Origin of the sequence: Ochrobactrum sp. XJ1 (assembly GCF_024701725.1) — a bacterium.
Taxonomy (GTDB): domain Bacteria; phylum Pseudomonadota; class Alphaproteobacteria; order Rhizobiales; family Rhizobiaceae; genus Brucella; species Brucella anthropi.
Genome location: NZ_VDGD01000003.1, coordinates 241,862 through 266,432, shown reverse-complemented (window position 1 = coordinate 266,432; position 24,571 = coordinate 241,862). Strand labels below are relative to the sequence as shown.

Sequence of the window (24,571 nt, the reverse complement as noted above, 5' to 3'; positions counted from 1 at the left end):
TTGTTGATCCGGACGCCCACGGTAACCGAATAGCTCTGGCTGAAAGCCGGAACCGTCTCGGCAACGGTTCCAATCGTAAAAATGGCAGTGAATGCAAGAATAGCCCCGATCGAATGCAGCTTCATGTCCCCTCCAAAGTAACAAAGAACCACAACTCACAAGCCGAACCTGTTCGCCGGTTTCATGATTGGCGACAGGCATAAAAAGTCCCGAAGCGGATGAACAGGTTCGGGAAAATGTCATGAAAACAAACTTTTGGAGCGCCTATCTGATACAATCAGATCGAGAGACGCTCCAGATATCCAATGCATAGATGCGGCACAGCCGTATCAGGACCGCAAGTCTCTATCCCGAAACCGGTTCCTGTTTGCGGGAGACATGCTCTAGCGGCAACGTGCTTCGTAAATACGGCCGTGCTGATCGCGATAGCGGCAGTACTGAACGCCATTACGGGTCTGTGCGACGCCTACGAGCGTACCTGCGGCTGCACCGATGGCTGCGCCGGTGAGCGCGCCACGCGTGTCACCTCCAATGGCAGCTCCGGCAAGCCCGCCAATCGCGGCACCGCCAACACCATAGCCGGCTGTTCTTCTTTCGTCGGTTGTGCACCCGCTCGCGGTGGCGCCAATTACGGCCATCGTCAAGACGCTGTACAGGATCATTCTCATAGAAATATCCTTCCCATTTTGATTATGCCCATTCCCAGATATTACATAGGCTGCATCTTGAAAGGTCAAGGCACCCGCTTGAGACCCGATTACTGGTTCTTCCATCGTAAAGCTTTCAACGTTATTCGCGGGAAAAGCCGAATATTTCGGCAAACCAGCTGGTAGCGGAATATTGCGCGCAGAAAGTCAGGGCAACGATCGTGATCGGAACGCCGATAAAGGCTCCGAAGACACCCCAGAGCGAGCCCCAGGCGAACACAGAAAAGAGCGTTGCAAATGGTGACAGGGAAATTGTCTTTCCCGTCAATCGAGGCTCTATCACGCTTCCGATGACAGATTGTATGATATTCAAACCGACAAAGACCGCGAGCACCCATTGCCAGTTGGCAAAGTGCGTGAAGGCAAACGCTGTAATAAAAAGCGTGGCGACCAGCGGTCCGAGGAAAGGGATGAAGTTCAGAATGAACGCGACAAATCCCCAGGTTTCGGCAAACGGCAATCCGATCAAACGGGTCAGAAGCCAGACAAACGAACCAGTCGCAAGGCTCATCAAAGCCCTAAGCAGCATATAGAACCGGATTTTTGTAGCGGCTGACTGGCTGGCACGCAGGAATGAATTTGCAGCCTCCTGATTTTTCAGCTGCTTGATCCGCGCGCGAAACTCTTCGGTTTCGGCAAGTCCCAACAGGACATAGACCAGAGCCACGAGCCAGAAACTGAATGTATTGTTGAGGCGGCTTCCTATCGATTGAAGCATCCGCAAAGTCCAGCTTACGCTGAAATTCTCCGACCAGAGAACTGAAGCCGCGATACCATGCCCCTCAAGCCAGATTTTAAGCTGCTCATAGAGGAGCTGATACCGAACTGCATCGATCAATATGCGGCGACCGACCTGCCCGACTGTCCACGCGAGCAGCCAGCCAAAACCGAGCAGAAGGAAAACCACCAGAAGAAAAGTGATCACCAATGTAAGATAGCGCGACATGAGCGATGAAAGTCTGCGCTGGACCGGCCAGACGAGCATAATGATAAACAATGCAAAAACGACCGGCGCAAATACCGCGCCGCCGTAATGGAGCAATGCAATCAGGACGCATCCTGCAATCAGGATCAGGGTTGCATTGCCAGCCTTCAGCATAAAACATCCCCATCCCCAGCCAAGAAATCAACTCATGATTTCAGGGTATTCTTGTGAATTTGACCGTCTTTCATGACGACCGCCAGCGTCTGTTCCGGCTTTTCAAGTACATGAATATCATCGAGCGGATTTTCGTTCAGAACCAGAAGATCGGCGAAAGCGCCCGGTTCTACGAGGCCGAGCTTGCCGGGATAAGGATTGCGCAGATTGGAAAGGGCGAGCAATTCCGCATTGACCGATGTAGCCGCACGAAGCACTTCCGCATTTGAATACCACTGGCTCAAATGAGTCAGCATGAAATTCTGGCGCGGGGTCAATGCCGGTGAGAACAGAACATCTGAACCCCAGGCGGTGTTTATCCCGTATTTGCGCGCGAACTCGTAGATCCTTGGCGTGCCTGCGAAAAGCTGCTGAATCCGTTCGGCGCCTGGCCCTGTCTGTGACGCCGCATCCTCCATCGTCAGAAAAGGCTGCATGCTCAACCAGACATTCTTTTCCGCAAACATGCGCGCGGTTTCCTCATCCATCAGGTGCGCATGTTCGACACATGCAACACCAGCTCTGATGGACCGCTGGACCGTATTCGACGCATAGGCATGGACCGTGACATAGGTGTTCCAGTCCTTTGCCACATCGACCGCCGCGCGAATTTCGTCCTCACTGAATGTCGACATGTCGAGCGGACTGCGCGGCGAGGACACACCGCCGCCAGCAACGATCTTGATCTGAGAGGCGCCCTGCAACAGCTGCTCGCGCACACGAAGCTTCAAGCTGCCTGCATCATCGACGATTGCTGAAGCCCCCATCAATTCACCAGTGCTGAGTTTGCCTCCGTCGCGCGGAATTTCCGTTGGCAGCCTCAGATCACCATGACCGCCGGTCGTCGTTATCATCGCACCTGCGGGAAAGATGCGCGGGCCGGAGATGATCCCCGTATCGATCGCGCGCTTGAACGAGAAAGTCGGCCCGCCCATATCGCGCACCGTCGTAAAGCCGCGCAGAAGTGTGCGTTCTGCTTCTGCCGTAGACGCTGCGAAAATTATACCCAGATCTCCCTCCAGAAGCACCGGCAGCGGCACCGCGGCATAAACGGCGTGCCAGTGCGCGTCGATCAGGCCCGGCATCAGCACGCGGTCGCCGCAGTCGATGACCGTCGCGCCTTCGGGCGGAGCACTGTTTGTCGTATCGACAGCAGCGATGCGATTGCCCTCGACCAGAACCTGCACACCGGATTTCAGAGTGTCCGCCTTGCCGTCGAAAAGCCGCGCCCGCGTCAGGAGAATTTTAGGAGACTGTGCGAAAGAGCGATCCGCGATCATCGTTGCCGCTGCTGTCGCCGCCGCTCCTGCAAGAAAATGTCTTCGCGATAATCGGTCCAGACGCCGGGAAACCTGTTGCAACATGGGGTTGGAACAACTGCAGCTGTCACCGTGAATGAAATGCTGATATTTTCCACCCAGTCTAAACATGGCAACTCCCGATTGAATCAGTTATTCAAACCAACTATTCGACTATCTTGAAGTAATATACGTCGATGAACCTTCCCCTGACGTCGTTTTCGACACGACCCCGAATTTCAATTTTGTTCTTGGTGTTTATTTCTCTTCCGCGCCAGACTTCTCTTTCGATCCGAACTCTCGTTCGTCCAGTGCGATCCTGAAAAACATACTGAGCCCTCCTGACATTGCTTTTGATCGAACCGGTGAGCACCACACGGGTTCCGACCGGCGTCCGGGTAATGGCATCAGCCGTTATTGTATTTCGGGCTTTGAAAGCATCGAGAAATTGTGCACGGGAAACATCAATAGAGCCCAGAGAGAAAAGGCCCAGCATCAACGCAAACTGAATCATATACTGCTTTATCGAGGTCATGGATTTTCACCTCCTCATAGCAATGATTGAATTTCTTCTTCCGTATCAAATAAACTGCTGTCGATGATTAGCTGTATTAGGGGAAGACACAAGACATATTCCCCATGAAATTTCAAAATCGCAAGTACCGGACAGGTAACACCCAATTTTGGGCACTTGTCACATCAGGCTCAGAGCAACCCGTTGCGCAACTTAAAGCGCCGGAAACCGCCGACATTGACGCTACGGCCCCGATTGAGCAATGGTCTGCCCCCTGAAAAGTGGTCCTCCCTGAAGTAGGCTATTGAGCCGTAGGAGGACGTTGGAATGCCCCAGAAGTAGCACAAACCCGAAGAGATCGTGGCGAAGCTGCGCCAAGTCGATGTTCTGTTGTCGCAAGGTCGTTCTGTCGGAGAAGCGGTCCGTTTGATCGGCGTGACGCAGTTTACGTATTACCGGTGGCGCAAGGAGTTCGGTGGCCTGAAGGGTGACCAGGTGAAGCGGCTGAAGGAGCTCGAGAAAGAGAATGACCGGCTGCGCAAGGCGGTCTCGGACCTGACACTCGAGAAGCTGATCCTGAAAGAGGCTGCCTCGGGAAACTTCTGAGCCCCGCTCGCCGTCGCCGTTGCGTCGATCGTGTCATGGCGAAGTTCTCCGTGTCGGAGCGGTTTGCCTGCAAGGTTCTCGGCCAGCATCGTTCGACCCAGCGCAAAAAGCCGCAAGGCCGGCCCGATGAAGAGGCGTTGACCTCCGACATCATCCGGCTCGCTTCCCGCTATGGCCGTTATGGCTATCGCAGGATCACGGCGATGCTGCGGTCTGAAGGCTGGACGGTGAACGCCAAGCGTGTCGAACGGATCTGGCGGCGGGAGGGGCTGAAGGTTCCCCAGAAGCAACCGAAGAAGGGGCGGCTCTGGTTGAATGACGGATCGTGCATCCGGCTTCGACCCGAGCATCCAAACCATGTCTGGTCCTATGACTTCGTCGAGGGTCGGACCCACGATGGCAGGAGATTCCGCATGCTCAACATCATCGACGAGTTCACCAGGGAATGCCTTGCAATCCGCATCGATCGCAAGCTCAACTCGACCGACGTCATCGACGCCCTGTCGGACCTGTTCATCCTGCGTGGTGTGCCCGGCCATGTCCGTTCCGACAACGGCCCGGAGTTCATCGCCAAGGCTGTACGGGAGTGGATCGTAGCCGTCGGCGCAAAGACAGCGTTCATCGAACCTGGAAGCCCTTGGGAGAACGGCTACTGCGAGAGCTTCAACTCGAAGCTCCGCGACGAACTGCTCGACGGTGAGATCTTCTACAGCCTCGCCGAGGCCAAGATCATCATCGAAGCCTGGCGGCGGTACTACAACACCGAGAGGCCACACTCGTCGCTTGGATACAAGCCACCGGCACCCGAGGCCATCATCTGGCCTGCGCCAGCAAGCGGAGCAGCACCGTCATCTGCCCAGGCAATAGCCCCAAGGCCGATCATGAACTAAGATTGAAACCGGACCACCCTATGGGGTCAGGCCAAGACTATAGCGATCATAATGCCCTTCAATGACACCCATGAACGAGAAGTCGAGTTCTTTGAAGAGGCTCCCGAAATCAGATTTCATTTTTGCAGGTGGCAATCCAAATTGGCCCGCAGTGCCACCGATACCAGCTGCACAGAAATATGGGCTTGCACTAAAGCGCCATCCATCCGGTTTGACTTCTTGACTTACAGGCTCTGAGACAGTGGATGCGAACGGAATATCAGCGGCGAAGGCCATATGCTGACTGCCAATCAAAACAGTCAGCGCAATCGCGAAAAATCTATAGTGACGCATTCCCCCCCCCCCCGAAATTCCGCTTCGGTCATCAGTTGAGGGAAAGGGTTGTCATTGCATTTGCTCTGAGAGCGCCTGCTCCTCAACAGTGCAATCGACAGACGGCCTGTTCGCTGATTCCAATTCCTTGCGCGCGGCCTGAACATCAGCAAGGAATTCGGGATTGCTGTGCAGTTTGGCGACTGACGTGCTCCCGTTAAATTAGGCCATTCAGAACTGGAATTTTCCACTTGTGATCCCTTATTGGGAGAAGGAGATTTTCGTGAAAGCATCGAAGTTTTCGGAAGCGCAGACCAAATCCGCTTTTCAGAAGTCCACACATTGAACTTTCTGGGCAACCACTGCCGAATAGCAGCGCAGAATCTGGATCTCACGGATATCGTTTTTAAATTGGATGATGGCGTTCTGGTTGCAGCGCTACCAGATGCGGTGCAGATCACACATTCACAGGCCGTCGCTGTTCAACGATATGCCGCCAGAGAAGCCAGAAATGCGGAACGAGAACAAGATTGGCGCGAAGTCGTTCGTAGACACAGAGGCGCTGCCGCTGCTATCGTGCTTGATGCTCCCAGGTATGGGATGAAAGATATCCCGGTCGCCCAAGAGCAGATGATCGCGCTGCTTCGGGATAAAGGGCACCGCGTCAATCAGATAAACGAACGCCTTTGGCGTCTGGATGACCGTGCCGCGACGCTCGGTGATCTGATTCAGCTGGCTCGTAAATATGAAGATGGTCTCGTCCTGTTGGCAGCGTAAAAGCAACAAAACATTGTAATCGCACAGCAGGATTTCATTGCAATTCGACATAAAAAATAGGGCTGCTTCGGCGGCCTTTTTCGTTGGCAATTTTCGAGATGGAGCGGTGCCATGTCACCTATAGGTTACAAATTCAAATCGTCCTGATTTTGCTGACTTGATATGAGTTGCAGGCTACTCGGGATGCCTCTTTGAAAATTTCAAAGCCGACGTCGCAAATGCCACCGGCGACGACAATTGCGAGGAAACGTTTTTCGTGGCGGTAAAAACAAAGGCCGCCGAGGCGACCATCTAAATAATTGATATCATTATGAAAAAATGGTGGGCGATGAGAGACTCGAACTCCCGACATCTTCGGTGTAAACGAAGCGCTCTACCAACTGAGCTAATCGCCCGACTGTTTCGCCAAGTGTCTGGCCAGTCGCTGTGAGAGCCGTTTAGGCAATTCGCGCGACAAGCGCAAGTGCAAAAATCAGCCTTCGACGTCTTTCTTGTGTTTTTCTATCGTCCCTTCCATGCTTCCCTCGATAGAGAAGCCAAAGTGAAGCTCGGCCACCCGAAAGGCGCTACAATATCGGCAAAGCGTACACGTCTGACGCCGACATTTGCCGGAGAAGCAAGTTGTGGGAGCGGCGAACATTCAGCCGCCGCCTTGGATATTATCCAGCCAGTCGTTCGGGCGAACGCAAGATGGATGCACCGCCGGCTGCCTGCACGGCAAGGCTTCCATATTCGATACCGGCAGCAAGTGCTCGGTGAGAATCCTGCCCTTCGAGCCACGCATCGATGAAGCCGGCATTAAAAGCATCGCCTGCCCCGGTCGTATCGATAACCGGCACGTCCTTTGCCGCCATATGAAGGTCCGCATCGGCGGTACACAGCCACGCCCCTTCTCCACCGCCCTTGAGAGCCACGATTGGAAAGTGCTTCGCAAGCGCATTGAGCGCCTTTGCCGGATCGTTGTGGCCAGTGATGGCCTGCGCTTCCTCGCGGTTGGGAAGGAATATATCGACGCCCTCACAGGCCGCGAGCAAACCCGGATCGTAGATCAGCGTTTCATCCCAGCTTGGGTCGAGCGAGACTGAAAGGCCTGCCGCCTTTGCCTGCTGTACGAGCTCGGGGATTTCGTGCAGCGTTGCGAATTCAGCAATGTGCAGATGCCCCGCATCCTTCCATTGCAACGCGGCTTCGAGCGTCGAAGGCAGCGCCGAACCGGCACGGCGCGAGAGGAATGCGCGGTCGTTGCCGATCACGCTTGCCACCGTCACCTGCGGTCCGGCATCGTCGGCACGTTCCAGAAAGCGCAGATCGACACCGTCGATCTTCAGGTCCGGTTCAAGCCCGCGTGACAGGCCGTCAAAGCCGAGACGTGCGACCAGCGCCACCGCCCTGCCCGCATGGGCAAGATGGGCAGCCGAAATGAAGGCCCCTCCACCTGCCGCCATCTTCATGTTTTCGGCAAAAACCTCTCGTCCGGGCTGCGGCAGTGATTGTAGCCCGGTGAAGATAAGGTCGCAGTAAATCCGCCCGATACTGAGGACAGCCGGAGACTTGAAATGCCGTTTGAATTGTTGCAGCATCATAGGCGGCCCAGACTTTTCTCGGTCTTGGCATCGAAGAGATACAGGCTTCCGGCAGGCGCGGACACGGAAAGCGTGCCGCCCGTTGCGGGAATGATCTTCCCCGGAGCAGTTGCAATCACCGAGACGCCGTTAACGTCCAAATGAACCAGCGTTTCGGCGCCGAGAGGCTCAACGGCCGTCACAGTGCCCGTGAGCGAAAGGGCATCGGGTGTGCCTTCCTCAACTTTCAGATCATGCGGGCGGACGCCGACCAGAATGTCGCCATCAGGTGCAAGTTCCACGCCTGATCCATTGCGGCGACCCGCAATCAGGTTCATCGACGGGCTGCCGATGAAGCGCGCCGTAAAAGCATCGGTCGGATTTTCATAAAGCTCGGTCGGCGTTCCGGTCTGGAGAATGCGACCGTCACGCATGACAACGATACGGTCGGCCATGGTCATGGCTTCAACCTGGTCATGTGTCACGTAAACGGTCGTCGTCTTGAGACGCTGATGCAAGCGTTTGATTTCGATGCGCATCTGCGCGCGAAGCTGAGCGTCGAGGTTTGACAGCGGCTCATCGAAAAGAAAAGCAGACGGATTGCGCACCATGGCGCGACCGATAGCGACGCGCTGGCGCTGACCACCGGACAATGCTGCCGGTCGACGGTCGAGATAGGGTTCCAGCCCAAGCGCCTTGCCGGTTTCCTCGATGCGCTTGTCCTTCTCGGCCTTGGACAGTTTCGACGTGTAAAGCCCAAAACCGATGTTCTGACGCACGGTCATATGCGGATAAATCGCATAATTCTGGAACACCATGGCGATGTTGCGTTGCTTTGGATCCCGTTCATTAACGACCTCGCCACCGATCTTCAGGTGGCCGCCGGAAATATCCTCAAGCCCTGCGATCATGCGCAAAGTCGTGGACTTGCCACAGCCGGATGGGCCGACAAAAACGACGAACTCGCCGTCCTTGATCTGGAGATCGATTGCCCGGACCGCCTCGACCTTGCCATAACGCTTGACCAGCTTTTCAAGTTCGATGGTTGCCATCAGCGTGCCTCCACAAGTGCACTGAATTTTTCATTGAGTTCGCGGGCAGCCTTTGCTTCAGCGGCTGCATGGTCGAAAGCGACTGCTTTGAAGCGATCAGCTTCCGCCTTATGCCGTGCAAGTGCTGCATTCATCGCTGTCGGTGCCGGACCGCCGAGACGGTCACGCACGGCCACGAAATGTTGCGGGGAGACCAGTTCCTCAAACTTTTCGCGCCCGAAGGATGGCTCGCGCCCGGCGGACTCGCGGAAAGCGTCAAGGAAAGGTTCAAACCCATCCTTCTCCAGACCGCCGCCCATGGCGACGACAGCGCGCGCAACCCTGGCTGCGATTTCATGCGCCTGCCGGAACGAAAGACCTTCGATGCGCACCAGCGAATCCGCCAGTTCGGTGATCGTGATGCAGGAGCGACGGATATTTTCTGCCACACGGGCCGGATCGATACGGATCGCGCCGATGAATGCGGCCAGAAGATCAAGCACGCGACCAGCGGAGGCGAATGCCTCGTAGCCCATCTGCTGCGTCTCGCCCTCACTGTCATTCATGTCGGTGAACGGCGTATTGTGCATGACGTCCAGAACGGTGCGGGCACGGCCCATGGTCTGGCTCGCCAGATGGCGCATATGTTCGATCGGAACCGGATTGCGCTTTTGCGGCATGATTGATGAAATCTGCACGAAGGCATTCGGCACGTAAATCTGGCCGACCTCGAAACTGGTCCAGAACTGGAAGTCCTGGATGAGGCGTCCCAGATGCACGAACATCAGCTCCAACGCCGAATAGGTCGAGGTGATGTAATCCACCGCTGCAATGCAGCTGTAGGAATTCGGCAAGGGGGCAGCAAAGCCCAACATGCTCGCCACTCGTGCGCGATCGATCGGGAAGCCTGAGGTGGTGATGGCCGCCGCCCCCATGGGTGACAGGTTGACGATGGCGCGCGCGGCTTCCATCCGTTCCATATCCCGGATGAGAACCTCGACTGCCGCCGAAAGATAGTGACCGAAGGTCGATGGCTGCGCAGGCTGACCATGCGTATAGGCGACGATCAGTGTCTCCTTTTCACGCTCGGCAGCAGCAATCATCGCATCAAGCACATTGCGCGCCTGCGTCATCAGCGTATCGATACGATCCTTCAGACCAAGCTTGAACAGCGTGTGGTCAATATCATTGCGTGAGCGCGCCGTGTGAAGACGACCGGCGGTGTCGGCACCAATGCGCGCCTTCAGCTCCTTCTCGATGAGGAAGAAAAAGTCTTCCACCTCACCCGTATAAGTGAGCTTCGAAGGATCGATTTCCTTGTCGATAGCTTCCAGCGCACCCGCAATGGCCGCTGCCTGCGCACGGTCGAGAATGCCGGTTTCGGTCAGCATAACGAGATGGGCGCGGTCGATGCGGCGGAAGCCGTCGACATGATGGGTCTTGGCGCCGTCAAAAAGCGGGCGAAGCACGGTTTCCTTGTAAACCGGATCGGGGAAGACGCTTTTATCGGACAGCCGTGGATCGAGATCGGACATGGTTCAACCCTTGAGGCCAGCAAGCATGACACCGCGCACGATGTAACGCTGGAGAAGAAGAAAGACGACGAGCGTGGGAAGCGTGGCGATTGCCGCGCCGGTCATGATCATTTCCCACTGGATGGATTGCTCGACGGCGAAGCTCGAAAGCCCGACCGGCAGCGTGTAAAGCTCCGGGCTGGTCGCAACAATCAGCGGCCAGAAGAATGCGGTCCAGTTGCCGAGGAAGGTGAAGATCGCGAGCGCCGAGAGTGCTGGCCTCACCAGCGGCATGGCAACTTTCCACCAGATCTGGAATTCGTTGAGGCCGTCGACGCGGGCAGCTTCCAGAAAGTCGTTGGGAACGCCTTCGAAGAATTGCTTCATGAGGAACGTGCCAAAGGCAGTCATCATGCCGGGGAACATGATACCCCAGTAGCTGTCCAGCCAGCCGAGCTTGCTCGACATCAGATACCATGGGATCACCAGCATTTCGGTGGGGATCATCAGCGTGGACAGGATGGCGAGGAAGATGAAATAGCGACCGCGGAACTGGAATTTCGCCAGCGTATAGCCGACAAGACTGTCGAAGAAGACATTCGACAAGGTGACCACGACCGCAACGATCATGGAATTCAGGAACCAGCGCAGGAAGCGCCCATCAGCAAGGATAGTGACATAGTTCTGCAATGTCGGCTCTGCCGGGATCAGGCGCAGGTCGTAGACCTGACCTGCCGTCTTGAGCGAGGTGGAGAACATGAAGGCCAGTGGTGTGACCATGATGAGGCCGCCGATGAGTAGCAACGTCCATGTCAGGATGCGGCCGGGCCGCAGATTCTGGAACGGGAGCGGTTTGTTTTGAGCGGACGCTGTCATTTCTTTTCCCTCAGGATCCAGAGCTGCAACAGCGAGACGCAAAGCAGGATGGTGAACAGAACGACGGTTTGCGCGGCCGCATAACCCATCGCATAGGAGGAGAAGGCCGTCTGATAGATCATCAGCACCAGCGGCTTGGTGGAGCCGAGCGGTCCGCCGGGATCGTTCGTAGTCATGTTGTAGACCTGATCGAAGATGCGCAGGAAACCGATGGACGAGAAGACGACGAGGAACACCGTGGTGGGCTTCAGAAGCGGGATCGTGATCTTGCGCAGGATCGCCCATTCGCCGAGGCCATCAATGCGTGCGGCTTCATAAAAAGTGTTGGGAACAGCGCGCAGGCCAGCCATGAAGATAATGATCTGGAAGCCAAGACCGGCCCAGATGGACGTCGCCATGATGGCATAGAGACCCTGATCGACCGAGCGCAGGAACCCCTGCTGCGGGAGCCCCACTGCACTCAGAATATTGTTGATGAAGCCGATGGGTGCGGGCTGATAGAACCAGCGCCAGACCCATGCCATGGCCGCTGCCGTGGTGAGATAAGGCAGGAAATAGAGTGCACGGATAAAGCCGTGCATGATGCGCACGCGATCCAGAAAATAGGCGATTGTAAACGCCACCACGAGGCTTATCGGCGTGCCGACTAGCAGATAGGTGAAAGTGTTCTTGAACACTTTCCAGAATTCCGGATCAGCGAAGAGCTTCTGGTAATTGGCGAAGCCGATGAACTTCGGTGGGTTCATCAGGTCCCAGTCGGTGAGAGAGAGCCAGAAAGCCTCTATCGTCGGGTAAAAGCGGATGACCGAATAGAACAGTATCGGGAGAGCCAGAAAGCTCCACACCCAGATCAACCGTCTTGTGCGCATGGAAAGACGGTCCGTCAGGCGGTTGCCCGAAGGCCCCTTCCCCAAGCCGCCTGTTTCAGCCGTCCCGGCTTCTACAGTGATTGTCATGTTTTAGTATCCTTCGGCTACGGATTAGCCGTGCCGTCAACAGGCAGGAGAAGATGAAGCAGCGGGAGCCGCTTCATCTTTCGCGTTTGCCTTACTTGGCTGCGTCGAGCACATCCTGCTCGGCCTTGGCTGCCTGATCGAGGGATTCCTTGACCGGCTGCTTTTCGAGAATAACGCGATTGGCCATATCGACAGCGATCTGGCGCTGCTTCAGCTCGTCCACGAACATGGTCGTGTGCGCATATTCCAGACCCTTCAGGAACGGGCCGTAGATCGGATCGGCAAGGTTCGTTTCCGTCAAGGCTGCCGAACGGCGCGCAGGCAGTTCGCCCACATCCTTCAACCAGATTTCCATGGCTTCCGGCGAGGAGATGTAGTTCAGGAACTTCTTGGCAGCTTCCAGTTTCTCGCCGCTTGCCTTGGCGCTAATGCCGTTGGCGAAGTAGCTCGCATAGTTGGAACGCACGCCTTCGGCATTGGCCGGAAGCTCGGTCACACCCCATTCGAAGTCCTTGATGGTGCGGAAAGAACCGAGACGGAAGGTGCCGTCGATGGTCATGGCCGCCATGCCAGCGCGGAAAGCGGCCTGACCTTCATCCATGAACTTGACTTCGCCGACCTTATGTTCGGTCTGGAGGCCAGTATAGAAGGCAAGCGCCTTTTCACCGGCGGCGTCGTTGTAAGCAACCTTGCGGTCATTGTCGGTATAAGGCTGACCGCCGAACTGGCGCACCAGAACCTCACGCCACCAATGCTGGTCCTGTCCCGGCATATCGAGTGTGATGCCTTCGGCCAGAAGATTGCCGGAAGCGTCGCGCTTCGTCGTCTTCTTGGCAGCTTCGACCATTTCATCCAGCGTCTTGGGCGGATTGTTCGGGTCGAGGCCAGCGTCGGTGAAGAGCTTCTTGTTGTAGAACAGGGCCAGCGAGCGCACAGCGGTCGGCAGACCGTAATATTCATCGCCGCGCTTCATCGCCGAAACAATCGGGAAGAATTCGCTCTCAATCTTGTCATGCGGGAACGTGTCCTGCGGCAGCGGCTGCAGAATGCCGCCAGCCACGAACTTGTCCAGCCAGCCGTAGAAAAGCTGCATCACGTCCGGGCTCTTGCCCGCCATCTTCGCTGCGATTACGCGCGTCTGATAGTCGTCGTACGGGAACGTGACCTGCTTGACCTTGATGTCCGGATTGGCCTTCTCGAAATTCTCGATCAGCTTGTCCATCGCCTTGACGCGTGTCTCGAAGACATACTGCCAATATTCGATTTCGACAGCCTGAGCGGCATTGATCGCAAAGGTGCTGAGCCCCGCAACCAAACCTGCCAATAACAGCTTACGCATTTAAACCTCCCTAATGCCCCGCCCACCGGTTCGAATGCGGTCGCCAGGCACGGCTGCGGCAGTGCTTCGCACAATCCGCATATTCCACCACATGCCGCGCAGATGATGCGCAGCGCCCATTTTTTCCCATGCAGGAACCCACTTCCCCGACATGAGCCAAGGCGGTTCTTCACCACCCTGCCCTTACGGTTCAATGTTGCGAGCGTTTTGTCAATAAGATAATTTAGTTGAATTAATATATTGCTGTTAAAAGCGGCTCGCGTTATCTGTTTTGACGGGAGACAGGAGGGACCATGACATCGAAATCAGATGGGCAATCCGAAGACGGGCGGGCCAATACGCCTGCCGCCGTACAAGGCGGGTCGCTTGCGGTCACTCTGGGCAAGAATCCCGAGCGAATTCGTGACCATAACCGACGTGTAGTGCTTGATGTCGTGCGCCGCCACGGTCCTCTCGGCCGGATGCATATCGCCCGCCTTACGCATCTGACCGCACAGGCCATCGCCAATATCGTGGATGAGCTGGTTTCAGAGAATCTGCTCATGCAGCTGGGGCGACTGAAAACGGGGCGCGGCCAGCCGCCGATCCAGTTTGCCGTCAACCCCGAAGGTGCGATGACCATCGGTGTGGAAATGGGTTCGACGCATATGGTGACGACGGTGCTTGATCTTTCCGGCAAGCCGCGCACGCAGCATGTGCGCCCCATTCAGGATGTCAGCCCCGACAGGCTCTCCACACAATTGCGAAAAGAAGTCGATGCGGTGAAGACTTCGTTTCCCGCGCGCCTGCTCGGCATAGGCGTCGTGATGCCGGGTCCGTTTGACATTGAAGGCATGAGTTCTGTCGGCCCGACCACGCTGCCCGGCTGGTCCGGGATCGATGCAGCGGCGGTTCTGAGCGAAGCCTGCGGCGAATCCGTTCTGGTCGAAAACGACGCGAATGCCGCCGCCGTCGGCGAACGCCTGTTCGGCGCGGGACACGCGATTTCCAATTTCGCCATGATTTATTTCGGTGCCGGTATCGGGCTTGGCATGATTCAGGACGGCGCACCGTTTCGCGGCGCTTTCGGCAATGCCGGTGAAATCGGTCATATCGTCATCACGCCTAATGGGCGCAGCTGCGCCTGCGGCCAGAAGGGCTGCCTCGAAACCTATGCCTCCCTTCATACCTTGCGGGAAAAGCTTCACGCAGCAGGGATTGAGGACACCGATTTCGACGCGCTGGAAAAGCTGCATGGAAACCGCAACCCAGTTCTGATGGGCTGGGTACAGGAAGCTGCCGATCATCTGGCGCCGATGATTGCCATGATCGAAAACATTCTCGATCCCGAGACGATCATTCTGGGTGGCATGTTGCCCGATGCGATCATCGACGACCTGATCTGGCATATGGGTGGTCTGCCGATTTCGGTTGCCAGCCGCCGCGCCCGTGCGTTGCCACGAGTCATTCGAGGGCAGACGGGACAGTTCACCGCCGCCCTGGGCGCTGCATCACTACCGATGTTCGAGGCCATGACGCCGAAGCTTGATACCAATTCGGAAATCTGACCATGCTCACCGCCCTTCAGCGCATCGAGCGCCAGAAGTCGTCTCCTGCCCTCGTCCGTCTGCATCGCGCTCTAAGCAGGCTGCGCTCGACCGTCACGCTGATGCATACGGGTGCGCACCCTGACGATGAGCAGAGCGGCCTGATGGCCTATTTGCGGTTCGGACTTGGCATACGGGTGGTGATCGCCTGTTCGACACGCGGCGAAGGCGGGCAAAATGCGCTTGGCCCGGAACGCGGTGGTGCGCTCGGCGTGATCCGCAGCCGTGAGATGGAAGAAGCAGCGCGCATTCTCGATTGCGACGTGCATTGGCTCGGCCATGGTCCAGACGATTCCGTCCACGACTTCGGTTTCTCCAAGGATGGTGACGGTACCTTTGCCCACTGGGGTGAGAAGAAAACCGTCGAGCGGCTCGTACGCGCCTATCGCACCGAGCGCCCGGATATCGTGCTGCCGACCTTTCTCGATGTTCCCGGCCAGCATGGCCACCACCGCGCCATGACGCGGGCGGCGGAAACGGCCATACGGCTCGCCGCCGATCCCGAACATTTTGCCGAGGGATTGATGCCGTGGCAAGTGGCAAAATTCTATCTCCCTGCCTGGTCAGGCGGCGGCGACACCTATGATGACGAGCTTCCTCCGCCCGATACGACATTGACCGTTCACGCGGCGGGTCGCGACGCTGCGACCGGTGCCGATTACGACCGTATCGGTGAATGGTCGCGTGCCTGTCACGCCACGCAAGGCATGGGGCGCTGGCCGGAAACGCCCAAGAGCGAATGGCCGCTGCATCTGAAACTGCCGGAAAGCTGTGCTGAAACAACAATTCTTGAAGGTATTCCGGAATCTCTCGCAACACTGGCTGAGGTCGATGGACTGATACTTGAAACCCGGAAGCAGCTTCTTGACGCTCATTTGTCTGTCGAGCGGACTATTGCGGCTTTTCCTGAGCGCAAAACCATTGTCAAAAATCTTACCGGTGCTGCAAAAAGCCTGAAAACTGTACTGACCAGAGCACCGCAAGGTTTCCTCGTGCAGCACGGGCACAGGCTGAAACGCAAGCTGCAGGAAATCGACGCTGCCCTGATCGAAGCAGCGTCTTTGTTCGAGCTGGCTTATCTGGAACAAGCCATATTGCCTACAGGTGGAGAAACCCGCCTTGTTGTCGAATACGGGCCCGGAGCGACGGCCGTCGCAATAACAGCCGAACCCATATTGCCAGAAAGCTGTTCGACCGCTTGCGAGTATATGACGCCCGAGAGGGAAATTCTGGCTGTGTCACTGGCAAAAGACGCAGCACTTTCCCCGCTTTTTGAACCGGCGTGGCGGTCACTCGGTGGCAACGGACAGGCCTATATCCGGTTAAAGGCGCAATTTGACGGTCACCTGGCTGCGTGCAGCTTCGATCTCGAAGAGCCGCTTGCCATTGTTCCATCTGCCTCGTTAAGGATTGATCCGCCAGCAGTCATCATATCGGGCAAGCAGTATCCCTCGCCGATCCGGCTTGTGGTCGATGGCGAGACCGGCCAAGTCACATTCACAGCGCAAAACGGTTGGAGCGTCGGCGTAATCGGGCAGGATGCTGTTCTACACGGGTCTTTCGATCCAGAGCCCGGCTTGACTGCGCTACAGGCCACGATCAACGGACGTCTTGCATGGCAGACGCAGGTAGCCAGCTACCCGCATAACGGTAAAACCGTCTGGCGTGAGCCTGCCGTGCTGCCTGTATTGGCACTCGACGTGAAATTGCCTGATGCGCGTATCGGCTATATCGGCGCTGGGGCAGACAATGTTGGTCTTTGGCTGAAACGCATGGGATTTGATGTCACCGATGTCGAAGCACGCCATCTTTCCGGTGATCTTTCGCAATTCACCACCATCGTGGTCGGTATATTCGCCTTCGGCCTACACGCTGATCTCGCCGCAGCAACGGACAATCTGCATCGATTCGTCGAGAATGGCGGACATCTGGTGACGCTCTATCATCGTCCATCCGATGGCTGGCATCCAGATCGGACACCACCGCGAAAATTAGCCATCGGTTCCCCGTCATTGCGCTGGCGCGTTACGAATCCCCATGCCGCAGTTACAGTTCTCTATCCAGAGCATCCCTTGCTCGTCGGCCCCAATACTATCAGCGAACGTGATTGGAATGGATGGCACAAGGAACGTGGGCTTTATTTCGCTTCCGCATGGGATGACGACTATCAGCCGCTGCTTTCCATGCATGATGAGGGAGAACAGCCGCTCTTCGGCGCGCTTGTTTCAGCCAGTATCGGTAAAGGCCGCCATACGCATACGAGCCTCGTCCTGCATCATCAGCTCGACAAGCTTGTGCCCGGTGCATTCCGGCTCATCGCCAATCTGGTACAACCTGTGAGATAATTTCGTGCATATCGCTATATTGAAATATTTATGACGTTTATGTCGCTCTGGACAGAAACTATTTTCGTTATATTTCATTTCACTAATTAATTTTTCTTGAGTTCCCTTCGCCGGAAAATTCGCTCTATCTCAGCGTGTATTTGACTCATGGAGATGAATTATCATGCGCAATCTGGTACGTGTTTCTTTGACCGGTCTTTTCCTCGGTGCAAATCTTACGATGGCTTTTGCACAGGCAACGCCTGAACAGATGGAGATGGCCTATAACGCAGCTCGCAACCAGCTTGGCGTACTCCAGTACTGCCAGGAAAAGGGTTATACCGATGGCGGCGCCATCGAAATCCAGACAAAAATGATTGCGCTGATCCCCGCCCCATCTGACACCACCAAGGCCGACGCTGCCGAAGCAACCGGTAAGCAGGGTAAGGTCTCTGCGATGGGCATGGAACAGGATATTGCCACCAGCGCAAAAGCACAGAATGTCTCCGAGGAGAAGCTCTGCCAGACCATGGCTGATGCCGTTAAGCAGGCTGGCGCCCAGCTGCCGCAGTAAGGCAGATCGCAGCTTCCAAGAAAAAGAGAGCCTCGCGTAAGCGGGGCTTTTCCTTGCCTGAAGATTTATATTCGACATCGCTTAAATACAGCGTACGACGCTGTTGCAGTTTTCGTTTTTAATTCAGCACTTTATTAATCATATGCGATACTCACCTTCCGTTTACCATGCAACTTAAGAGGGTGCACATATTTGCCGGGTAGTTTGCTCTCAGGTCACAGAGACCACTAAACAAGCAAGAATGATCTCAGGAGCAACACATGACCAAGCTTATTGCACGCTTTCGTAAAAGCGAATCCGGCGCTACCGCCATCGAATACGGCCTCATAGCGGCTTTGATTGCTGTCGTCATCATCGGCGCAACGACGTCTCTCGGCACCACCATCCGCACCCAGTTCACTGCCATTGCGACCGCTATTGGTGGTGCTGGCGGCAGCTAATAGGCTCTGCAAACGCGACAATAATGCCACCGCCCTTCGGGGCGGTTTTGCTTTTTGCGGAGACGTTCTGCCTTCTCAACAGCAACTTTTGAAATCCCCACGCGTTTACTAAGTATGTGTGGAACATATTTCACGGCCTTATGCGGAGGTTTGATCACAGCTAACCAAGCTAACGCTCTGCAATCTTTATTGATTATGGGCTTCAGATAGAAACGCGCATAATCCCTCTAAATAGTGGTTCGCCGCGTGGTTATTGCGTATTCCAGCGCTGGCCCCGGCTTTTCGGGAGTAGCGAACATGTCATTGAAATCCATTTTACTGGCGCTCGGCATCGGCGCTGCCAGTCTGACGCTCAGCGGTTGTGTCTCCGAGGGTTATTACGGCTCAGGTTATAATGATCCGTACTATGTTCGCGGTGGATATGTCGGCACGGGAGTCGTTTACAATAGTGGCGGCTATTATCGGAACTACCCACGTTATCCACGCTACTATAGAGATTCACGCTACTATCGTGACCGTGATTATTATCGTTATCGCGACCGGGACCGTCCACGTCGTCCTGACACCAACAGACCGGATCGTCCGCGTCCACCGCGGCCGGACCGTCCGCCATCAGGCAACGATGGTGCAGGTCGTCCGAATCCGGGCAATCTGCCAGTTATCCAGCCGATCAGGCGTGGTCCGCATAACTGAAACAAAAACACCCGCCGAAATGCGGCGGGTGTTTTGCATAGAAGGAACCAATGTCAGAGCTTGATGACATATTCCTTGCGGGTGGTCTCGATGACTTCCCAGCTTCCCTTGAACCCCGGTCGGATGACAAAACTGTCGCCTGCAACGACTTCGCGGCTTTCGCCGCCCTCTTCGCTGATGACCGACCGGCCGGACAGGATGTGACAGAACTCCCATTCATCATATTCGATGCGCCATTTTCCGGGCGTACTCTCCCATATGCCTGCAAAGAGTGTGCCCTCGGCATTCTCCTCCAAATTCCACGTGCGGAATTTCGGGGCACCGGAAATAATGCGCTCCAGTAGCGGCGCGCCTTCCTCCGGTTCGATGCCGGTCAGGTCGAAATCGAGAAACCGGCTCATGGATCAGACCTTTGCCAGCGCCTGCTCAATATCGGCAATGATATCGTCCGCATCCTCGATACCGATAGACAGGCGCACCACGTCCGGGCCAGCGCCAGCCGCCACCTTCTGCTCATCACTCAGCTGACGGTGGGTGGTGGATGCCGGGTGGATGACCAGCGAGCGCGTGTCGCCAATATTGGCCAGCAGCGAGAACAGGTCGAGGCTGTCTACGAACTTTACGCCCGCGTCGTAACCGCCCTTGAGACCGAAGGTAAACACCGAACCGGCACCCTTCGGCGCATATTTCTGCTGGAGCGCATGAAATTTATCATGCGGCAGCCCGGCATAATTTACCCACGACACTTTCTCGTGGCCATGCAGCCAGGATGCGACCTTCAGAGCATTGTCGCTGTGACGCTGCATGCGCAGCGGCAGGGTTTCCGCGCCGGTGAGAATCTGGAAGGCGTTGAACGGCGAAATCGCCGGGCCGAAATCGCGCAGACCCAGCACTCGGGCAGCGATTGCAAAGGAAATATTGCCAAAGGTCTTGTGCAGTTCCAGACCCGCATAATCCGGACGCGGTTCGGTCAGAAGCGGATAATTGCCGGACTTCGCCCAGTCGAATGTACCGCCATCGACCAGAATGCCGCCCATGGAATTGCCATGACCACCGATAAACTTGGTCAGCGAGTGAACGACGATATCCGCACCATGTTCGATCGGGCGCACCAGATAAGGCGATGCAAGCGTGTTGTCCACGATCAGTGGCAGGCCGTTTCTGTGCGCAATTTCGGCGATAGCCTCGATGTCCACCACGATGCCGCCCGGATTGGCGAAGCTTTCGATAAAGATGGCACGTGTCTTGCTGTCGATCTGCTTTGCAAAATCGGTCGGGTTGGTGGCATCGGCCCAGCGGACCTGCCAGCCGAAGGACTTGAACGACTGACCGAACTGATTGATCGATCCGCCGTAAAGCTGGCGCGCGGCGACGAAATTGTCACCCGGTTGAAGCAGCGTATGGAAAACAAGCAACTGCGCTGAGTGACCGGATGCAGTCGCTACAGCCGCCGTACCGCCTTCGAGTGCGGCAATGCGCTCTTCCAGAACTGCGGTCGTCGGGTTTGTGATGCGCGTATAGATATTGCCGAACGCCTGCAGGCCGAATAATGAAGCTGCGTGGTCCGCATCTTCAAATACGAATGAGGTCGTCTGATAGATCGGCGTTGCGCGGGCACCTGTCGTCGGATCGGGCTTTGCCCCTGCGTGAACGGCAAGTGTTTCAATTCCGGGAGAGCGTTTCGACATCATTTCCTCCTGTGTCCCAAACCCCAAACAGGTCTGGAACCTAGGCTGTACAGCGAGGAAAGCAAAGGAGGATTTTCCGCCAAATACTGGATTCGCAGAAATTAAATCCGAAAGCTCTCATCAACCGATCAGGCGGGGATATTCGATTGCCGGACAGCGGTCCATGATGACGGTCAAACCTGCTTCGCTGGCACGATTTCCAGCCTCTTGGTGCACGACACCCATCTGCGTCCAAAAGATCTTCGGGCGGTGCTTCATTGCAAGGACTTCCTCCACGATACCTGGCAGCGAATAAGGCTCACGGAAGACATCCACCATATCGACCGGCTCTTTGATATCAGCCAGACGCGCCACGACGCGCTGGCCATGAATGTGTTTTCCCACCTGCCCCGGATTGACCGGAATCACGCGGTATCCCTTGGAAAGCAGGAATTCCATCACGCCATTGCTCGGGCGCTCCGGCTTCGGTGATGCGCCAAGAAGCGCAATCGTTTTGACGGAACGGAGGATCTCGCGGATCTGATCGTCGGAAGGGTTTTGCATTTTATCCTCTTCGGTCGCTGGAGCGAGCGCTTGCATGAAGGGTGGCGCTCCCTTTATTGATAAATAAATTTGGGAGGAGCGCATGAATATCAATACCGCGCAGGAGCGGAATGCCGCCATGGTGGCAAGCCGGTCGTTGAGCCCTGTCATGAACATTGAAGAGCTGCGCGCATTCTTGAAGCGCGAGTTTCCGCAACTTGGCAACGCTTTCGAGATCACGGCAATTGGTGACGGTTCCGCAACCATGCAGCTTAATGCCGATGAACAACATTTGCGCCCCGGCGGTACTGTGTCCGGCCCTTCGCTTTTTGCACTCGCCGATGTGACGGCCTATGCAGCCATACTGGCCCATATTGGCCCGGTGGCACTGGCCGTGACAACGAACCTGAACATCAACTTTCTGCGTAAACCCTCTCCCGGCACGGTCGAGGCCGTCGCACACCTCCTGAAACTCGGCAAACGGCTTGCAGTGCTCGATATCAGCCTGACCGATGGTACAAGGGGCGAGCTGGTGGCCCATGCAACGGCAACTTACTCGATCCCGCCGCGATAAAGCATTCAAAAAAATATATGGTATTATAATACCAAACATTTAACACATTGATTTTACTGTATTTTTAAAACAAAGCTCTGAATATAAGACTTGACGCCCACTCGGACATTGTGTATCGACCCGCCAGTGAGTTGAGCAGAAGTTATCTTTTGCCCGCTCGTTCGGGTTGGACACGATCCAACACAAGCAACAAAAAAAGCCCTGATTTTCAAGATCGGGGATTAAGTCAAGGAAGACTTCAATGGCAACTTTCTCTCAGAAGCCGGCTGAAGTGGTGAAGAAGTGGGTGCTGATCGACGCCGAAGGCCTCGTGCTCGGCCGTCTCGCCACCATCGTCGCCAATCGCCTGCGCGGCAAGCACAAAGCAACCTTCACCCCGCACGTTGACGATGGCGACAATGTCGTAATCATCAATGCCGACAAGGTTGTTCTGACCGGCAAGAAGTACACCGACAAGGTCTATTACTGGCACACCGGTCATCCGGGCGGCATCAAGGAGCGCACTGCTCGCCAGATTCTCGAAGGCCGTTTCCCGGAACGCGTCGTCGAAAAGGCCATTGAGCGTATGATCCCGCGCGGTCCGCTCGGCCGTCGCCAGATGAAGAACCTGCGCGTCTATGCAGGCCCGAACCATCAGCAGGAAGCTCAGCAGCCGGAAGTCCTCGACGTCGCCGCGCTGAACCGCAAGAACAAAGGGAATGCATAATCATGGCTGAGCAGCTCAACTCGCTCGAAGAACTCGGCACTGTTGCCAAGACCGAAGCTGCCGCTCCGGTTCATATCCAGAAGCTGGACGCACAGGGCCGCGCTTATGCCACCGGCAAGCGTAAGGACGCCGTTGCACGCGTATGGGTCAAGCCGGGCACCGGCAAGATCACCGTCAACGACAAGGAATTCGAAAAGTATTTCGCACGTCCGGTCCTGCAGATGATCCTGCAGCAGCCGATCGTTGCTTCGAATCGCGCTGGTCAGTTCGACATCGTTGCCACCGTTGCCGGTGGCGGTCTCTCCGGTCAGGCCGGTGCTGTTCGTCACGGCATCTCCAAGGCCCTCACCTACTACGAACCGGGCCTGCGCACGGTTCTCAAGAAGGGTGGCTTCCTGACCCGCGATAGCCGCGTTGTTGAACGTAAGAAGTACGGTAAGGCCAAGGCTCGCCGTTCGTTCCAGTTCTCCAAGCGCTAATGCGCTTAGGGCCAGTTCTCCAAGCGCTAGTATCTATCGCTTCAGAGCTTACGGAAAAGCGGACCTTCGGGTCCGCTTTTTTGTTTCATTCAATGCCGGATTTCAGCCGCCCCAACTGCGGATGGACTTGCGGTTGATCTCAAGCTGTTTTTCAGGCGATTGTTTGTAATAATCGGGTGCCAGCCCGGAAACCCAGTCGCCATAGCTCGGATTGGGTAGCATGAAGAACTTCGTCCCGAAGGCTTCGCGATTGGCTTCTACGAATGTGCGTCGCTGCTGATTGTTCTTGTGATAGGTCGCAGCTCCAAAGTCGTTGAGATTGTCACCGACGTAAACGACAACATCAAAGCCATCTGCTTTGACGGCATCGAAACGGCTCTGCTTGTTGGACTGACCGCCATTCAACAAAAGTGTTTTCGCAGATACGCCGGGGAACCCCAGTTTTCTTATGTTTGCTGCCGTTGGCTCAAATGACTTCGCATCGCGGTTCGTGACATAGAACATCGTGCCGCCATTCGCGTTGACATGTCTGGCAAACTCCACGGCACCTGCAATTGGACCTGCCTGTTCGGCAGCCATCCAGCGCGCCCATGTCTTCTCCGTGTAGGGCACGCTTTGTTTGACTCGCCATCCGGCATAGGCGGTATTATCGATCATGGTCTCATCGAGATCGACGATCACAGCCTTCCGCCTTCCCTTTGTCGGTTTTGCTGCATCGAAAGCCTGACGCGCACCGTTGAACGTCTGATAGGCCAGCGCATCATACTCGCCTGACTGCTGCATCCAGTTGATTGCGCTTACATTCTGCTGCTCCAGCTGAAATCTGGCCGTACGCTGATCCGTTGCACAATCCGCAAGAGAAGCAGAACAAGCAACAATGACCGAAATAGTAAGTAAAGTTCTTCGCATAATGTCCCTCTTTGAAAGAGGGCTATTAGCGCCGATGAATTCCCGCGCCTCAATCGCCGATATGTGCCCTCAACATTGTGGGCGGCAGTGCAGCTTCATCACAGTTGCAAGCCGGTTCGATAGTCGTCATGAGTATAAAAAAGCTGAAACCTCTCCGACCACTTTCACGAACGGATAAGCCCATGTCCTCGTCTGCAGCACCAAGCCGCTTTGCGGTCACACCGGAGCCTCCTTATCTGATCGTCACCTTCGCTTCGCAGCGTATCATCGGCGAGGATGATGGCTATGGCGAGATGGCGGTTCAGATGGGAGAACTTGCAGCGAAGCAGCCGGGCTATCTCGGCATTGAAAGCGCGCGTGACGCGGAAGGCTTCGGCATCACCAATTCTTTTTGGGCAGACGAAGCCAGCATCCATGCATGGAAGCGCGAAGTGGACCATCTGGTGGCGCAGAAGCTCGGGCGCCAGAAGTGGTATGAAACCTATCGCGTGCGTATCGGTCGCGTAGAGCGTGCTTATGGATTTGATGCCAAAAGCGAATGAAACCGCTATAGAAA

The 24,571-nt window shown here is 55.9% G+C and carries 26 protein-coding genes and 1 tRNA gene; 11 read left to right on the top strand and 16 right to left on the bottom strand.

What is annotated here, in order from left to right; translation table 11 throughout:
- Positions 1 to 383: 383 nt before the first annotated feature.
- From FG152_RS06805 to FG152_RS06790, 4 genes are all read right to left on the bottom strand, one after another.
- Positions 384 to 668 (bottom strand): YMGG-like glycine zipper-containing protein, encoded by a 285-nt coding sequence (locus FG152_RS06805; RefSeq protein ID WP_012092279.1) that lies wholly within the window; start codon positions 666 to 668, stop codon positions 384 to 386.
- Between the two features lie 121 nt (positions 669 to 789).
- A complete protein-coding gene (locus FG152_RS06800; RefSeq protein ID WP_433761965.1) occupies positions 790 to 1,806 on the bottom strand; it encodes an AI-2E family transporter in 1,017 nt (338 codons plus the stop codon).
- A gap of 32 nt (positions 1,807 to 1,838) precedes the next feature.
- Positions 1,839 to 3,275: a metal-dependent hydrolase family protein gene (locus FG152_RS06795; RefSeq protein WP_498985569.1), complete on the bottom strand. Its 1,437-nt coding sequence runs from the start codon at positions 3,273 to 3,275 to the stop codon at positions 1,839 to 1,841.
- Between the two features lie 34 nt (positions 3,276 to 3,309).
- Entirely contained in the window at positions 3,310 to 3,678 is a 369-nt protein-coding gene (locus FG152_RS06790; RefSeq protein ID WP_029925038.1) for a NirD/YgiW/YdeI family stress tolerance protein, read from the bottom strand.
- Between the two features lie 336 nt (positions 3,679 to 4,014).
- On the opposite strand from FG152_RS06790, the gene FG152_RS06785 reads away from it, so the two are divergent.
- Positions 4,015 to 5,153 (top strand): IS3 family transposase gene (locus FG152_RS06785; protein WP_498985732.1). Its coding sequence is split into 2 segments (ribosomal slippage): positions 4,015 to 4,249 and positions 4,249 to 5,153, totalling 1,140 coding nucleotides; the frame shifts between segments, so codons are not numbered across the junction.
- A gap of 18 nt (positions 5,154 to 5,171) precedes the next feature.
- Here FG152_RS06785 and FG152_RS06780 read toward each other — a convergent pair.
- Positions 5,172 to 5,486 carry a hypothetical protein gene (locus FG152_RS06780; RefSeq protein ID WP_498985567.1) on the bottom strand — a complete coding sequence of 105 codons (315 nt, stop codon included), beginning with the start codon at positions 5,484 to 5,486 and terminating at the stop codon, positions 5,172 to 5,174.
- Between the two features lie 243 nt (positions 5,487 to 5,729).
- Here FG152_RS06780 and FG152_RS06775 point away from each other — a divergent pair, with 243 nt between their 5' ends.
- Positions 5,730 to 6,242 (top strand): hypothetical protein, encoded by a 513-nt coding sequence (locus FG152_RS06775; protein ID WP_279721819.1) that lies wholly within the window; start codon positions 5,730 to 5,732, stop codon positions 6,240 to 6,242.
- A gap of 319 nt (positions 6,243 to 6,561) precedes the next feature.
- Here the strand turns inward: FG152_RS06775 and FG152_RS06770 are convergent.
- The 7 genes from FG152_RS06770 to FG152_RS06740 form a co-directional block, all read right to left on the bottom strand.
- Positions 6,562 to 6,637, bottom strand: a tRNA-Val gene (locus tag FG152_RS06770).
- Positions 6,638 to 6,901: 264 nt separating this feature from the next.
- Positions 6,902 to 7,825 carry a carbohydrate kinase family protein gene (locus FG152_RS06765; protein ID WP_279721913.1) on the bottom strand — a complete coding sequence of 308 codons (924 nt, stop codon included), beginning with the start codon at positions 7,823 to 7,825 and terminating at the stop codon, positions 6,902 to 6,904.
- Positions 7,822 to 8,856, bottom strand: a complete 1,035-nt coding sequence (locus tag FG152_RS06760) for an ABC transporter ATP-binding protein (RefSeq protein WP_498985564.1) — start codon at positions 8,854 to 8,856, stop codon at positions 7,822 to 7,824. The genes FG152_RS06765 and FG152_RS06760 overlap by 4 nt, the downstream gene beginning before the upstream one ends.
- The gene (gene argH / locus FG152_RS06755; protein WP_498985562.1) at positions 8,856 to 10,370 is read right to left on the bottom strand and encodes an argininosuccinate lyase; all 1,515 of its coding nucleotides are present in this window, start codon (positions 10,368 to 10,370) and stop codon (positions 8,856 to 8,858) included. The genes FG152_RS06760 and argH overlap by 1 nt, the downstream gene beginning before the upstream one ends.
- A gap of 3 nt (positions 10,371 to 10,373) precedes the next feature.
- A complete protein-coding gene (locus FG152_RS06750; protein WP_498985560.1) occupies positions 10,374 to 11,225 on the bottom strand; it encodes a carbohydrate ABC transporter permease in 852 nt (283 codons plus the stop codon).
- Complete coding sequence (locus FG152_RS06745) at positions 11,222 to 12,094, bottom strand: carbohydrate ABC transporter permease (protein WP_036564035.1); 873 nt, start codon at positions 12,092 to 12,094, stop codon at positions 11,222 to 11,224. The genes FG152_RS06750 and FG152_RS06745 overlap by 4 nt, the downstream gene beginning before the upstream one ends.
- Before the next feature lie 178 nt (positions 12,095 to 12,272).
- A complete protein-coding gene (locus tag FG152_RS06740; RefSeq protein ID WP_010661132.1) occupies positions 12,273 to 13,520 on the bottom strand; it encodes a sugar ABC transporter substrate-binding protein in 1,248 nt (415 codons plus the stop codon).
- 293 nt (positions 13,521 to 13,813) lie between these two features.
- On the opposite strand from FG152_RS06740, the gene FG152_RS06735 reads away from it, so the two are divergent.
- The 5 genes from FG152_RS06735 to FG152_RS06715 all read left to right on the top strand — a co-directional run bounded on the left by FG152_RS06735 (position 13,814) and on the right by FG152_RS06715 (position 19,137).
- Entirely contained in the window at positions 13,814 to 15,067 is a 1,254-nt protein-coding gene (locus tag FG152_RS06735) for an ROK family protein (protein WP_029925059.1), read from the top strand.
- A 2-nt stretch (positions 15,068 to 15,069) separates the two neighbouring features.
- Positions 15,070 to 17,451, top strand: a complete 2,382-nt coding sequence (locus tag FG152_RS06730) for a PIG-L family deacetylase (RefSeq protein WP_498985558.1) — start codon at positions 15,070 to 15,072, stop codon at positions 17,449 to 17,451.
- Positions 17,452 to 17,614: 163 nt separating this feature from the next.
- A complete protein-coding gene (locus FG152_RS06725; RefSeq protein ID WP_010661129.1) occupies positions 17,615 to 18,004 on the top strand; it encodes a pore-forming ESAT-6 family protein in 390 nt (129 codons plus the stop codon).
- A gap of 260 nt (positions 18,005 to 18,264) precedes the next feature.
- On the top strand, positions 18,265 to 18,444 hold the full coding sequence (locus tag FG152_RS06720; protein ID WP_029925062.1) for a Flp family type IVb pilin: 180 nt from the start codon (positions 18,265 to 18,267) through the stop codon (positions 18,442 to 18,444).
- Positions 18,445 to 18,741: 297 nt separating this feature from the next.
- The gene (locus FG152_RS06715) at positions 18,742 to 19,137 is read left to right on the top strand and encodes a hypothetical protein (protein ID WP_012092315.1); all 396 of its coding nucleotides are present in this window, start codon (positions 18,742 to 18,744) and stop codon (positions 19,135 to 19,137) included.
- A 53-nt stretch (positions 19,138 to 19,190) separates the two neighbouring features.
- Here the strand turns inward: FG152_RS06715 and FG152_RS06710 are convergent, their stop codons facing one another.
- From FG152_RS06710 to FG152_RS06700, 3 genes are all read right to left on the bottom strand, one after another.
- On the bottom strand, positions 19,191 to 19,538 hold the full coding sequence (locus tag FG152_RS06710) for a cupin domain-containing protein (protein ID WP_279721910.1): 348 nt from the start codon (positions 19,536 to 19,538) through the stop codon (positions 19,191 to 19,193).
- 3 nt (positions 19,539 to 19,541) lie between these two features.
- On the bottom strand, positions 19,542 to 20,825 hold the full coding sequence (locus FG152_RS06705; protein WP_010661125.1) for an O-acetylhomoserine aminocarboxypropyltransferase: 1,284 nt from the start codon (positions 20,823 to 20,825) through the stop codon (positions 19,542 to 19,544).
- 120 nt (positions 20,826 to 20,945) lie between these two features.
- Positions 20,946 to 21,404 carry a CoA-binding protein gene (locus FG152_RS06700; protein WP_424945427.1) on the bottom strand — a complete coding sequence of 153 codons (459 nt, stop codon included), beginning with the start codon at positions 21,402 to 21,404 and terminating at the stop codon, positions 20,946 to 20,948.
- 46 nt (positions 21,405 to 21,450) lie between these two features.
- Here FG152_RS06700 and FG152_RS06695 point away from each other — a divergent pair, with 46 nt between their 5' ends.
- The 3 genes from FG152_RS06695 to rpsI all read left to right on the top strand — a co-directional run bounded on the left by FG152_RS06695 (position 21,451) and on the right by rpsI (position 23,106).
- Positions 21,451 to 21,921, top strand: a complete 471-nt coding sequence (locus FG152_RS06695; RefSeq protein WP_498985555.1) for a PaaI family thioesterase — start codon at positions 21,451 to 21,453, stop codon at positions 21,919 to 21,921.
- A gap of 241 nt (positions 21,922 to 22,162) precedes the next feature.
- A complete protein-coding gene (gene rplM / locus FG152_RS06690; protein ID WP_010661122.1) occupies positions 22,163 to 22,627 on the top strand; it encodes a 50S ribosomal protein L13 in 465 nt (154 codons plus the stop codon).
- 2 nt (positions 22,628 to 22,629) lie between these two features.
- Complete coding sequence (gene rpsI, locus FG152_RS06685) at positions 22,630 to 23,106, top strand: 30S ribosomal protein S9 (RefSeq protein ID WP_279721907.1); 477 nt, start codon at positions 22,630 to 22,632, stop codon at positions 23,104 to 23,106.
- A gap of 102 nt (positions 23,107 to 23,208) precedes the next feature.
- On the opposite strand, the gene FG152_RS06680 is transcribed toward rpsI, so the two are convergent.
- Positions 23,209 to 24,015, bottom strand: coding sequence for a 5'-nucleotidase, lipoprotein e(P4) family (locus tag FG152_RS06680; protein ID WP_279721906.1), 807 nt, complete (start codon positions 24,013 to 24,015; stop codon positions 23,209 to 23,211).
- Positions 24,016 to 24,197: 182 nt separating this feature from the next.
- On the opposite strand from FG152_RS06680, the gene FG152_RS06675 reads away from it, so the two are divergent.
- Positions 24,198 to 24,557, top strand: coding sequence for an antibiotic biosynthesis monooxygenase family protein (locus FG152_RS06675; RefSeq protein ID WP_029925081.1), 360 nt, complete (start codon positions 24,198 to 24,200; stop codon positions 24,555 to 24,557).
- The last annotated feature ends 14 nt before the right edge of the window (positions 24,558 to 24,571 follow it).

Coding starts and splice junctions, on each gene's coding strand:
- FG152_RS06750 (WP_498985560.1), bottom strand. CDS start 11,225: ATGACAGCGTCCGCTCAAAACAAACCGCTCCCGTTCCAGAATCTGCGG.
- FG152_RS06700 (WP_424945427.1), bottom strand. CDS start 21,404: ATGCAAGCGCTCGCTCCAGCGACCGAAGAGGATAAAATGCAAAACCCT.
- argH (WP_498985562.1), bottom strand. CDS start 10,370: ATGTCCGATCTCGATCCACGGCTGTCCGATAAAAGCGTCTTCCCCGAT.
- FG152_RS06695 (WP_498985555.1), top strand. CDS start 21,451: ATGAATATCAATACCGCGCAGGAGCGGAATGCCGCCATGGTGGCAAGC.
- rplM (WP_010661122.1), top strand. CDS start 22,163: ATGGCAACTTTCTCTCAGAAGCCGGCTGAAGTGGTGAAGAAGTGGGTG.
- FG152_RS06725 (WP_010661129.1), top strand. CDS start 17,615: ATGCGCAATCTGGTACGTGTTTCTTTGACCGGTCTTTTCCTCGGTGCA.
- FG152_RS06790 (WP_029925038.1), bottom strand. CDS start 3,678: ATGACCTCGATAAAGCAGTATATGATTCAGTTTGCGTTGATGCTGGGC.
- FG152_RS06780 (WP_498985567.1), bottom strand. CDS start 5,486: ATGCGTCACTATAGATTTTTCGCGATTGCGCTGACTGTTTTGATTGGC.
- FG152_RS06745 (WP_036564035.1), bottom strand. CDS start 12,094: ATGCGCACAAGACGGTTGATCTGGGTGTGGAGCTTTCTGGCTCTCCCG.
- FG152_RS06675 (WP_029925081.1), top strand. CDS start 24,198: ATGTCCTCGTCTGCAGCACCAAGCCGCTTTGCGGTCACACCGGAGCCT.
- FG152_RS06680 (WP_279721906.1), bottom strand. CDS start 24,015: ATGCGAAGAACTTTACTTACTATTTCGGTCATTGTTGCTTGTTCTGCT.
- FG152_RS06735 (WP_029925059.1), top strand. CDS start 13,814: ATGACATCGAAATCAGATGGGCAATCCGAAGACGGGCGGGCCAATACG.
- FG152_RS06765 (WP_279721913.1), bottom strand. CDS start 7,825: ATGATGCTGCAACAATTCAAACGGCATTTCAAGTCTCCGGCTGTCCTC.
- rpsI (WP_279721907.1), top strand. CDS start 22,630: ATGGCTGAGCAGCTCAACTCGCTCGAAGAACTCGGCACTGTTGCCAAG.
- FG152_RS06805 (WP_012092279.1), bottom strand. CDS start 668: ATGAGAATGATCCTGTACAGCGTCTTGACGATGGCCGTAATTGGCGCC.
- FG152_RS06730 (WP_498985558.1), top strand. CDS start 15,070: ATGCTCACCGCCCTTCAGCGCATCGAGCGCCAGAAGTCGTCTCCTGCC.
- FG152_RS06740 (WP_010661132.1), bottom strand. CDS start 13,520: ATGCGTAAGCTGTTATTGGCAGGTTTGGTTGCGGGGCTCAGCACCTTT.
- FG152_RS06795 (WP_498985569.1), bottom strand. CDS start 3,275: ATGTTTAGACTGGGTGGAAAATATCAGCATTTCATTCACGGTGACAGC.
- FG152_RS06760 (WP_498985564.1), bottom strand. CDS start 8,856: ATGGCAACCATCGAACTTGAAAAGCTGGTCAAGCGTTATGGCAAGGTC.
- FG152_RS06715 (WP_012092315.1), top strand. CDS start 18,742: ATGTCATTGAAATCCATTTTACTGGCGCTCGGCATCGGCGCTGCCAGT.
- FG152_RS06800 (WP_433761965.1), bottom strand. CDS start 1,806: ATGCTGAAGGCTGGCAATGCAACCCTGATCCTGATTGCAGGATGCGTC.
- FG152_RS06720 (WP_029925062.1), top strand. CDS start 18,265: ATGACCAAGCTTATTGCACGCTTTCGTAAAAGCGAATCCGGCGCTACC.
- FG152_RS06710 (WP_279721910.1), bottom strand. CDS start 19,538: ATGAGCCGGTTTCTCGATTTCGACCTGACCGGCATCGAACCGGAGGAA.
- FG152_RS06705 (WP_010661125.1), bottom strand. CDS start 20,825: ATGTCGAAACGCTCTCCCGGAATTGAAACACTTGCCGTTCACGCAGGG.